The following is an 11,131-nucleotide window of genomic DNA, read 5'->3' as shown; positions in this document are numbered from 1 at the left end:
CCCGGCTGGTGCAACGAAATCTGTTTCAGCAATGTGAAATTCTCGACCTCATTGACCCGCGACGGCAACGCTTAAAACCAAACAATTCTAGCAGGCTATCTCTTCTAAATTAGCCGGACAGAAATGGTTCGAGAGGATGATTCCAGAGCGATTTAAGACGCACAAGCACACGAGCAAGACTATATTTTTTTAAACGCGTCAGTAGAGAGCTCGGAATCACAAAGAATTTTATTTGCGATATCGAGCACCGCCTTGACATGGTGACCATTGAGGCCGGCAAGGTCAAAATATATTTCCCAGAATGCAACGCCAGCGCATTGTTTAAGTCTCTCTCTTCAAATCCTGATCCATGGCAACTGCATGCGCAGCCAATCCTGGTGCGCGCATAGCAAAGTGCACGCGGCTGGTGCGTACCTGTTTAAGTATGCGCGTCAGGGTGTGCGCGTCGCCTGCGCGCGTCCGGGTGTGCGCGTTGACACTGCCAGCCTGGAATCGTATGGTATTTTTATGGATATGCACGCAGAGAATTGCGTCAGGCTGACAGACGCCGCACGCCTCGCTTTGGACAATCTGCTTGGCGCGCAGCCCCGACCGGAGCTGCGGGTGTTCCTGTCCTTTCTGCACACATCCGGCCCGCGGCTGGATATTGCCCCGGACGCCGCGTCTGCCGAGGACGCGGTCTTTGATCTTGGCGGCTGGCGGCTCGTCATCAGTGCCCTGTTGCTGTCCCAGGCCGCCCCGATCACGGTCGACTGCGGACCGGACGGCTTTGTCATCCATTCGAGCCTTGATTTTTCCGAGGCTGGCGGCAACTGCGGCGGAGCCTGCAACGGCCACCATTAACCCGTCGGGCTGATGTGCGGCAATTTCCCTCTCAGAGAGGGGGATTTCTCCAGCCAACGGGTGTGCGTCCTTGCCTTTACCCGGCCCATTTATTATTCTTTACATTGGTTGGTGCCATCGAAAGGAGACGTTCATGCCCGGCAAAATTCTCATCGTTGACGATGAGGTGCATATTCGCATGCTCTTGGAGCAAACACTCGAAGAACTTGAAGAAGATTTCGGCATCGACATCCTCTCGGCCCAAAACGGCGAGGAAGGTTTGGCGCTGATCAAGTCGCAGCAGCCGGACGTCGTTTTCCTGGATATCATGATGCCCAAACTCAACGGCTACGAAGTCTGCCAGCGCGTCAAGGACGACCCTGCCATTACAGACATCGGCATCGTGCTGCTGACCGCCAAAGGCCAGGAAGTCGACCGCCGCCAAGGCCTTGAACTTGGGGCCAGCCGCTATATGACCAAACCCTTCGACCCGGACGAAGTGCTCAAGGTGGCCAAGGAACTTTTAAAGCTCGACCCCTGATCGGGGCCTCGGGACTCCTTGCCATGGTTCCTTTGCAGCGACTGCTCAAAAAAAGGGCATTAGCCCCACTGCTTGCTCAGGCCCAATCCTTGCTCGGACCAGGTTGGCGCGTCGCGGTGCTTGATGCTGTCGCAGCGGCACCAGAACCGCAGTGCCGCCTGGAACCGCTTCGCCTTGACGGCTGTCTCCTTGGCTACCTGGCTGTCTCCCCACCGCCCGACCACATCCCCCAGGACAGTGCCGATGATCGCCTGCCAGAACTTATCCGGTTTGTAGCCGGCTGCCTGGAAGCGCTCATTGACGGTGAGGCCTTGCGCCGCGCCCTGGCTGGGGAAACCCTGGCCAAATACCGTGAAATTTCTCTGCTTCACCGGGCCACACTCGGCTTAAACGGTTCTTTGCGACCGCGCGATGTGGCCCAGGCGCTGCTGGATGAATGCCGGCGCGGGGAACTGCCGGCCGAAGTGGGCATGGTCTTTTTGCGCGCCCCGGGTGAAACGGATTTCATCCCAGCCTGCGCCTTTGGCGACAACGCCCGGAGTTGCCTCGACCCGGTTGCCAACTCCGCCCTGTTCCGCGCCATCGACTGCAGCCAGAAAGGTGAGATCGTCAATGACCTTGACGCCGACAGCCGCTGGAACCAGGAAGCGCCCCTGTCCTCCATGCTGCTCTCGCCCCTGGTTGCCGCCAACCGGTGTGTGGGCATGCTGGTCCTTGGCGGTGCTGCCCCCATGCTCTTTGAGGCCAACCATCTCCAATATATAGGCACCCTGGCCACGGTGGCCGGCATTGCCACAGGCAACGCCCTGCATTTTGAATCCATCCAGACGCTGATCAATTCCCTCATGCAGGCCCTGGCCACAGCCATCGATGCCCGCGATCCGTTCACCGCCGGCCATTCCCAACGGGTGGCCCGTCTGGGTGTGGCCCTGGCCCGCACCGTGCACCTGGACCGCACGTTTTTCCCGGATGTGACGTTTTCGCCCCATGACCTGGAAGAACTGCTCTACGCAGGCCTGTTGCACGACGTCGGCAAGATCGGCATCCGCGAGGAAGTCCTGACCAAGGCCACACGGCTTTCGGCCGGCGTCATGAAAGTCATCGGCCAGCGGATCAGTCTGCTTGAAATGACGGCCGGCCAGAATTACGCCATGGATTTTTCCGAACTGTGCCGGATCAATGCAGCAGACACTGTTTCTGAAGAAGATGCCGCGCTGGTCACCCGCCTCGGGGCCAGGGAGATCCGTATCGGCGACGCCAGCCTGCCGGTGCTTACCGCTGCGGAAATCGCCTGCCTGCTCATCGCCCGGGGCAATCTCACCCCGGATGAACGTCTGGAGATCGAGCGCCACCCCGAGGAAAGCCACCGAATCCTCAAGCACATTCCCTTTCCCGAAAACATGCGGCGCCTGCTGCCCATCATCTCCCAGCACCACGAACGCTTGGACGGTTCCGGGTATCCGGGCAAACTCCTGGCCCCGGACATCCTGCTGCAAAGCCGCATCATTGCCATCGTCGATATCTACGATGCCATCACCATGGCCCGCCACTACAAACCAGCCCTGCCCCGTGAAAAGGCCCTTGGCGTGTTGTGGCAGGAGGCCCGGGCCGGTCGCATCGACCAGCGATTGGTGCGCCTTCTTGACGACAATATCGACGTGGTGGAAGCCGACAGCGCCCGCCTGGAACGACGCCTGGACCTCAGCGATTTCCTCGCTGGCCCGGCCCCCGCCTAAACCACACGGTCCCCACTGCCACCGCTGTCCGGTTCCTCGTCGCCAGGAAGCCGGCACCCGGCGCAGGCCGATATCTGTGGAACCATATCCCCGCGCCACGGGGCCGTCGTCACTGGAAAACCGCCCCAGGGCGCTGGCGTGGCTTTGTCGGACCATCTCCCCGGGCCACAGGAGCCCGCATTGCCGGGAAAACAGCACGCGGCCCTTGGCTGCCTCCCCCGTCGAATGACCGACAGGCTCTACAGCGCCCCGGCCTCAACTACGGCGGCGCTCAGTTCGGCCTCGGCCACCACCTGATCGGCAACCAACGCCTGCGCCCGCATTTTGCACAGGGTCAGCCGGCGCTTGATGTCAAAACAGCGCAAAACAAGCTGGTCGCCGGGAACCACCGGACGGCGGAATTTGGCCTTTTCCACCCCGGTAAACATAAAGATCCGGCTGCCCAAGGGTCCTTCCAGGGATTTGGATACCAGGATGCCGCCGGCCTGGGCCAGAGCTTCCAGGATAAGCATGCCGGGCATGATGGGGGCGTCTGGGAAATGCCCCTGGAAAAAAGGCTCGTTGATGGTCACATTCTTAATGGCCGTAATGGATTCCCCAGGGACAAAAGCAAGCACCCGATCCACAAGCAAAAAGGGATAGCGGTGGGGCAACAGCTTTTTGATCTCGGCAATGGTGATGACGCCGGCGGTTTGTTCTGCGGTCATAGTCTGTTCCTCCATGTAAAAAAAGGCCGGGACGTTGTGCGTCCCGGCCCTGAAAGTTGCCTGGCTTGGCCTTATTTGCTCTTGTCGAACTCGGCCTGGATGGCCGCCGTCACATCGAGCTTGGGATCAAAATACGGGACACTGCGGGCTTCCAGGATCACGGTGTAGCCGTTTCTAACGGCATAATCGCTGACGACCTTCTGCAAACGGGTCAGCAGGGGCTGGAGCACGCCCTGCTGGGCCTGCTGCTCTTCCTGCTGGAGCTTGTTGCGGTCTTCCAGGTACTTGCGCGCCTTGCCTTCGAAGTCAGCGGCCTTGGTCTTCATGGCATCCTGGGACAGCGCCACGCTTTTCTTTTGCAGCTCTTCCTGCATTCTTTTCAGTTCGTCGCCCGTGGCAGCCAAGGCTTTTTCACGAGATTCAAACTTGGACTTGAGGCTGCCGAGAGCCGACTTGCCGGCACTGGAGTTGGACATGGCTTCATCAAGATTGATGATGCCGATTTTGCCCTGGGCCTGAGCCGCCAGGGGCACAGCCAAAACGGCCAACACGATCAGAACCCGAAACATAACGCGCATTATAAAGCTCCTTCCAGATTTCCTGTTTGCAGGGGGCGCCTGCCCCCCGGTGCTTTGCTCTCGCAAACGGACCGCCGCGACTCTGGGGGGCCGCCGGCCGACCCCGCAAATCGACAGTCTAGAACGTGGACCCCATGGAGAAACCGACCTGCGACGGATTCATGTTGTGGTCTGCAGCGTCGAGACCGTAGCCGTATTCCACCCGGATGAGTCCCAGCGGGGAATACCAGCGTACGCCGGCACCGACGCCTCTGTACATGTCGAAGTCGACATCGGTGACAGACATCCAGGAATTACCGGCGTCAAAGAAGGCCACGCCGTACAGGCCGTTGGACTTGCTCAGAGGGAAGATGGTTTCAAAGTTGGTGAAGAATTCGGCCTTGCCGCCGATACGCTCATGGGTCCAGGGATCGCGGGGCGAAATCTTGTCGAGTTCGTAGCCGCGCACGTTGTTGATGCCGCCAAGGTAGAAGCGCTCGTAGACCGGAATGTCGCCGCCCATGTTGGGGAGCAGGGTTCCGACCTGACCGCGCCAGTGGAAAACACTGTCAAAGGGCAGCGGGTAGAAGACGTTGGAAGTAAACATCGGCTTGACGTAGGCGTCGTCGCCGCCAACGATGCCACCGGCATATTCAAAGGACAACGTGTTCTTGGTGCCCTTGGTGGGCTTGGTGGCGCTGTCCACCGTGTCCCGATCAATCTGGGCGTAGACGGCGCTGGTCCAGTGCCAACCGGCGGATTCGGTGATCACGCTGGAGGCCATGTAGTTGGTGTGGTAGATGTGGTAGTGATCCAGGCGGTAATCCCAGGACAGGATCGTATATTCGCCAAGCGGATAGGCGAACCGCAGCTTGGCACCGGTGGTTGATTTCTTGAAGTCGTCGTAGGCCTTATAGACCTGATAGATGTCGGTTCCCATGGCCAGCTTGGAATCGTAGACATGGGGGTTGGTAAACGAGAGGATGCCACGGCTGGACGTGCCGCTAAACATTCCCTGGAACTTGGCGTTATAGCCCTTGCCGAAGAGGTTCTTCTCTTCGACGGAACCGCCGAAGAACACGCTGTCCGAGGTGGAGTAACCTGCACCGAGGCTGATGGCACCGGTGTTCTTGTCTTTGACCTTGACCTTGATGTCCACTTCGGCCGGATTGTCGGTAGGCACAGTCTCGATATCGAGCTTTTCAAAGTATTCGAGCTTGTCCAGGCGCTCGTTGGAGCGGCGCAGCTTGGAGCCCGAGAACAGATCGCCGTCGGCCAGTTTGACTTCGCGGCGGATGACGTTGTCGCGGGTCTTGTCGTTGCCTTCGATGGTGACGCGCCGCACGTAGACCTTGCGGCCCTTAACGATTTGATAGGCGATGTCGATGGACTTGGTGTCGGTGTGCTTTTGCATGTCCACATCGGCTTCGGCAAAAGCGTAACCGTCATCGGCATACAACTCGGCCAGGGCGTTTAAGTCGTCGCGAACCACTGACCGATTGAAGTATTCGCCGGACGAGGCCAACTCGTCGAGCTTGATGCGCTCCATGAGCTTGGGCTGATCGTAGAGGAGGTCGCCGCTAAAGGTGACCGTACCGACCTTGTAGCGATCGCCCTCTTCCACCCGGAAGATCACGGTGATGCCGTCGTCGCCGTAGATGACCTCGGGCTGGCCGACTTTGGCGTCCACAAAGCCCCGGTTGGCGTAGTAGGCTTCCAGGGCGGCGGCGTCGCGCTCCAGCATTTCTTCCTTGAGCACGCCCGAACCAGTGACCCAGGACCAGAAATGGCGGGTGGAGGTGGCCAGTTCGGAGGTCAGGTCGCCGGCGCTGATCTGCTTGGCCCCTTCGACCTTGACTTCCTTGATATAGAGCTTTTTGGGCTCCTTGATGACGATGTTGAGGCGGGCGATGCGGGGATCGGTCTGCTCCAACTCGTAGGTGACTTCGGTCTTGTAGTAGCCTTTTTTGCTGTAAAGCTCGCGGATCTTGCCCAGGTCGTCGGCCAGCACTTTCAAGTTGAGCACGCCGCCGGACTTGGTGGACATGGCTTCCAGAACATCGTCTTTTTTCACGTCGCCGTTGCCGGTGACGCCGATGGCCTGGATGCGGGGTTTTTCCTTGACCACAAAGGTCAGGCGTTTGCCGCCGGGAGCGGCTTCAAGGCGAACCTGAACATCGTCGAAGTAGCCCATATCGAAGAGTTTTTTGACGTCGTCATTGACGGTCTTGGGGTCGTAGGGCTGGTTGACCTGGCTTTGGATCTTAAGGATGACCACTTCCTTGTCGAGGATCGAGTTCCCCTCGACATCCACCGCAACGATGCGGTCGGACCCGCCCACGGCCGAAACCAGGGGCCGGATCTTGTCCGCCAGTTCGGCAGCAGCGGCGTCCAGGGCCATGACGTTTTTGGCCGAGGCAAACACGGGTTGGGCCTCGCCGCCGGCGACTTTGGCCACCCGGGCGTCGAGACTTAATCCCTCACCGACTTTGGAGATGCTGCCAAATACGACGTATTCGGCCCGCACCCCGGCGGCCAGTTTGCGGGCTGCGGCCAGATCCGCTGCGGTCTTGCCGCTTTCAGCCTGGGCGGCGACGCCGCCGGCTTTGAGCTTGTCGGCCAGCATTTGAGGCAGGCTTCCCTGGACGGAACGCAACGCATCGGCTGCATTAATCTCAAAGGGCACAACCAGTACTTTGCCGGACTGGGCCAAGGCCTGTCCGGCGGCCAATACCAGGCACGCGACCAGCAACAGCCCTTTAAGACCGAAGTGTTTCATTCCGCGCATAGAGTTCTCCACCCTGCAGCTCCAGTCTCCGGCCCATCAGAGCGGCCAGGTTATGGTTGTGGGTTACCACAACCAACGTCATGCCAAGCTCGGCGTTGAGGCGGGCGAGCATTTCGCCGACCCTGCCGCCAGTGGCTTCGTCGAGGTTACCGGTGGGTTCGTCGGCCAACAGAACAGACGGCCGCAAAAGCACAGCACGGGCGATGGCCGCCCTCTGTCTCTCTCCCCCGGAAAGGGTTGTTACCCTGTGTTCGGCCCTTTCATCAAGTCCTACGAGCGACAAAGATTCCCTGGCCTGGGCAAAAGCTTGTTTTCTTTCGACCCCGGCGATCAGGGCCGGCATGGCCACATTCTCCAGCGTGCTGAATTCGGGCAGCAGATGGTGAAACTGAAAAACGAATCCAATCTCACGGTTACGTATCGTTGCCGCCTCTTTCACGGTCAATTTTGCCAGATCGCGACCGGCAAAATGGATCGTTCCCGAGGTCGGCTGATCCAATGCGCCCAAAAGATGCAGCAGGGAAGATTTTCCCGAACCCGAGGCTCCAAGGATTGCCAGGGAGTCGCCCGGGGCGATGGTGAAGTCCAGCCCGCTTAAAACCGTCACTTCCTCGGCCGGGCCCTGATAGACCTTGCGGACCTGCCGCAGTTCATACAGCGCCTCACTCATGGCGCAGGGCCTCCACGGGCTTGAGCCCCGCTGCCTGGCGGGCCGGGTACAGCGTGGCCAGAAAGCACAGGGTCAGGGAGGTCAGGCCGATGATGACCAGATCGGGCCAGTCGAGCTTCACCGGCAGATGGTCCATGGGATACACGTCGCCGGGAATCTTAATGAACTGATACTTTTCCAGGGCCAAGGCCAGCCCCAGCCCCAACACGAAGCCCAGGGCCGTGCCCACCAGACCAATAATGGCCCCCTGGAGCATGAAAATGGTGCGAATCGCCGCCGGGGTTGCCCCCATGGACATGAGGATGGCGATGTCGCGGGTCTTTTCCATGACCAGCATGACGAGGGTGGTGATGATGGAAAACGAGCCCACCACCACGATCATGACCAGGATGATGAACATGGCCGTCTTTTCCAGGTGCAGGGCCTTAAACAGATTGCCGTTCATGTCGATCCAGGTGCGCACGAAAAAGGGCGGGCCGCCAAGGGCCGTACGCACGGCCGGGGCCAGCTTGTCCACGGCGTCAACGTCATCGGCCTTGAGTTCAATGCCGGTGACAATATCGCGCTTAAAGCCCAAAAGTTCCTGGGCAGCCGGAATGGACACGTAGGCCAGGGTGGAATCGTACTCGTACATGCCCGAGCGAAACATGCCGCACACCACAAAGGTCTTCACTTTGGGTGAAAATCCGGCAGCACTTTCCTTGCCGGCCGGCGACATGAGATTGACCGTGTCGCCAACGGACAGCCCCAGGCGGTCGGCCAGTTCCCGGCCGACGATGATGCCGGCAAACAGCCCCGGAGCGGTCAGATCATCCAGGCTGCCACTGATCATTTCCCGGGGAAGCGCCAGCACCCTCCCGGCCGAAGCGGGGTCCACGCCGCGCAGGATCACGCCCTTGACGCCGCGCGGACTCGACAACATGACTTCCGTATAGACAAAGGGCGTGGCTCCGGCCACCCCGGGCACGGCTTCGGCCTTGGCCATAAGCTCCCGGTAATCGTGCACGGCCCCGCCGGCCACGGCCGCCACCATGTGGGCGTTGATGCCAAGGATCTTGTCGCGCAGTTCGGTGGAAAACCCGTGCATGACGCCGACCACGACGATCAGCGAGGCCACCCCAAGCCCCACCCCGAGGATGGAGATAAGCGAGATAACCGAGATAAACGCCTGCTTCTGGCGAGCCGTTAAGTAGCGCCGGGCAATAAAAAGTTCGAAACTCATGAACCCGGCTGGCCTTCGGGCCGCAGCAACGGAAACAGAATCACTTCGCGGATCGAGGCCTGGTCGGTGAGCAGCATGACCAGCCGGTCAATGCCGATGCCTTCGCCGGCCGCCGGGGGCATGCCGTACTCCAGCGCCCGGACGTAGTCGTCGTCCATGCGGTGGGCCTCGTCATCGCCGGCTTCCTTCTCGCGCACCTGGTCCTCGAACCGCTGCCGCTGGTCCACGGGGTCGTTTAATTCGGAAAAGGCGTTGGCCATTTCCCGACCGGCGATAAACAGCTCGAAGCGGTCGGTGATCTCGGGGTTGTCGGCGTTACGCCGCGAGAGCGGCGAGATTTCCGTGGGATAGTGATAGATGAAATGGGGCTGGATGAGTTTTGGCTCGACGAAGATGTCAAAGAGCTTGGCCTGCACCTTGCCAAGCTTTTCGCCCTTGAGCACCTTTTCGCCGTTTTTTTCCACCAGCGCCTTGGCGGCGTCGAAATCGTTGATGATGGCCGGGTCGATGCCGCCGATCTTTTCGATGGACTCGTGAAAGGTCAGCCGCGCCCAACCCGGGGCGAGGTTTATGGCGTTGCCCTGGTATTCCACCGTGTCCGAGCCGGAAACGGCCTTGGCCAGCCGCGAAAAAAGGCGCTCGGTCAGGTCCATGAGGTCGGTATAGCGGGCATAGGCCCAGTAAAACTCACACATGGTGAATTCGGGATTGTGCCGGGTGGACACGCCTTCGTTGCGAAATTGGCGTCCGACCTCGTAGACCTTCTCAAAGCCACCCACGAGCAGCCGCTTGAGATAGAGCTCCGGGGCGATGCGCATGAAAAGGGGCATGTCCAGGGCATTGTGGTGCGTGACGAACGGCCGGGCCGTGGCCCCGCCGGGGATGGCCTGCATCATGGGGGTTTCCACCTCCATGAAGCCGGACTCGTCGAGGAAGGCGCGCAATTCCCGGATAATGGTGGTGCGGATCTTAAAGATCTCCACCGCCCGCGGCGTGACGATCAGATCGACATAGCGCTGGCGGTAGCGGGTCTCGACGTCTTTTAAGCCGTGGTATTTTTCCGGCAGCGGCCGCATGGACTTGGTGACCAGCCGCACGGAGTCGGCGTGCAGCGTCAGCTCGCCGGTCTTGGTGCGAAAGAGCTTGCCGCCCACGCCCACGATGTCGCCGATGTCGAATTTCTTGAAAACGGCATAGACATCCTGCCCGAGCGTCTCGCGCTCGGCAAAGACCTGGATGCGTCCGGAAGCGTCCTGGATGGTGAAAAAGGCCACCTTGCCAAAGGAGCGCAGGGAAACGATGCGCCCGGCCAGCCGAAAGGTCCGGCCCAGGGCCGCCAGGGCTTCGTCGTCCAGGGCTTCGTAGCCGGCGGACACAGGCCCGATGTCATCGCCTTTTTCAAAGTCGTTGGGGTAAAGGGGAACGCCGTCGTCAAGGAGTTGGACTGCCTTGGCAATGCGGTTCTTAAAGACTTCGTTGAGCTCGTCGCGGGCGTCCAGGCTTTCGAGCAGAGGACGGAAATCCTCCACCCGCTTGGACTTGACCGGGAGCTTGTATTCTTTCTTACGTGGCGCGTCGCTGCCCACGGCGGTTCTCCGTTGCTGCAAATCGGTTGTGCCGCCCCATTCAGGCGAGCAAGCGCATTTGCCTACGAGAAATACCGCCCGGCGTCAACAATGTCGAGACGGCGCTTTCCCTGCCGACCGCAGGCAGCCTCCCCGGCAAATCGCCTGGGCCGCTTTTTTTTTGGCGAGCGGCAAAAACTCCTTGACGCAACAGCCGCGTGGGGATAATCAGCTTCCTCGCTTCGCTGATCCCCGGTAGCTCAATTGGCAGAGCGGGTGACTGTTAATCACTAGGTTGGCGGTTCGAGTCCGTCCCGGGGAGCCAGAATATTCAGGGCGTCAGGTCATAGACCTGACGCCCTTTTTTGGTGTCCGCTTTTCCTTTCCCCCTGCGTCGCGCACTTCGCATCCCGCCATTTTAGCGATATACCGACAAATACACCGCCCAGGCCCTTCCCTGTACAATCAGCCTCGTTAAATTAGACTATTATTCTTGCCTGTTAAGTGTCGTGGCCACTTTGGC

9 protein-coding genes and 1 tRNA gene are annotated in these 11,131 nt (G+C 59.9%); 4 read left to right on the top strand and 6 right to left on the bottom strand.

From position 1 onward, the window contains the following. Positions 1-507: 507 nt before the first annotated feature. The 3 genes from GTA51_RS15340 (at position 508) to GTA51_RS15330 (ending at position 3,099) form a co-directional block, all read left to right on the top strand. The gene (locus GTA51_RS15340) at positions 508-843 is read left to right on the top strand and encodes a hypothetical protein (protein WP_160962581.1); all 336 of its coding nucleotides are present in this window, start codon (positions 508-510) and stop codon (positions 841-843) included. A 133-nt stretch (positions 844-976) separates the two neighbouring features. Continuing rightward, a complete protein-coding gene (locus tag GTA51_RS15335) occupies positions 977-1,363 on the top strand; it encodes a response regulator transcription factor (RefSeq protein ID WP_160962579.1) in 387 nt (128 codons plus the stop codon). A 116-nt stretch (positions 1,364-1,479) separates the two neighbouring features. Next, positions 1,480-3,099: an HD domain-containing phosphohydrolase gene (locus GTA51_RS15330; protein WP_343039523.1), complete on the top strand. Its 1,620-nt coding sequence runs from the start codon at positions 1,480-1,482 to the stop codon at positions 3,097-3,099. A 239-nt stretch (positions 3,100-3,338) separates the two neighbouring features. Here the strand turns inward: GTA51_RS15330 and fabZ are convergent, their stop codons facing one another. The 6 genes from fabZ to lysS form a co-directional block, all read right to left on the bottom strand. Then, entirely contained in the window at positions 3,339-3,806 is a 468-nt protein-coding gene (gene fabZ / locus GTA51_RS15325; protein WP_160962575.1) for a 3-hydroxyacyl-ACP dehydratase FabZ, read from the bottom strand. A gap of 71 nt (positions 3,807-3,877) precedes the next feature. Next, positions 3,878-4,384, bottom strand: a complete 507-nt coding sequence (locus GTA51_RS15320; RefSeq protein WP_160962573.1) for an OmpH/Skp family outer membrane protein — start codon at positions 4,382-4,384, stop codon at positions 3,878-3,880. Positions 4,385-4,502: 118 nt separating this feature from the next. Continuing rightward, on the bottom strand, positions 4,503-7,151 hold the full coding sequence (gene bamA / locus GTA51_RS15315; protein WP_160962571.1) for an outer membrane protein assembly factor BamA: 2,649 nt from the start codon (positions 7,149-7,151) through the stop codon (positions 4,503-4,505). Next, positions 7,123-7,821, bottom strand: a complete 699-nt coding sequence (locus GTA51_RS15310; protein ID WP_160962569.1) for an ABC transporter ATP-binding protein — start codon at positions 7,819-7,821, stop codon at positions 7,123-7,125. The genes bamA and GTA51_RS15310 overlap by 29 nt, the downstream gene beginning before the upstream one ends. Further along, on the bottom strand, positions 7,814-9,043 hold the full coding sequence (locus tag GTA51_RS15305; RefSeq protein ID WP_160962567.1) for a lipoprotein-releasing ABC transporter permease subunit: 1,230 nt from the start codon (positions 9,041-9,043) through the stop codon (positions 7,814-7,816). The genes GTA51_RS15310 and GTA51_RS15305 overlap by 8 nt, the downstream gene beginning before the upstream one ends. Next, the gene (gene lysS / locus GTA51_RS15300) at positions 9,040-10,629 is read right to left on the bottom strand and encodes a lysine--tRNA ligase (RefSeq protein WP_160962565.1); all 1,590 of its coding nucleotides are present in this window, start codon (positions 10,627-10,629) and stop codon (positions 9,040-9,042) included. The genes GTA51_RS15305 and lysS overlap by 4 nt, the downstream gene beginning before the upstream one ends. 228 nt (positions 10,630-10,857) lie before the next feature. Between lysS and GTA51_RS15295 the strand changes: the two genes are divergently transcribed. Further along, positions 10,858-10,933 (top strand) — tRNA-Asn (locus tag GTA51_RS15295). Positions 10,934-11,131 lie beyond the last annotated feature (198 nt).

It is taken from the genome of Solidesulfovibrio aerotolerans, from assembly GCF_009856865.1.
GTDB lineage: Bacteria > Desulfobacterota > Desulfovibrionia > Desulfovibrionales > Desulfovibrionaceae > Solidesulfovibrio > Solidesulfovibrio aerotolerans.
Note: the sequence above shows the minus strand (reverse complement) of the source record. Positions and strands in the feature narration are given on the sequence as shown.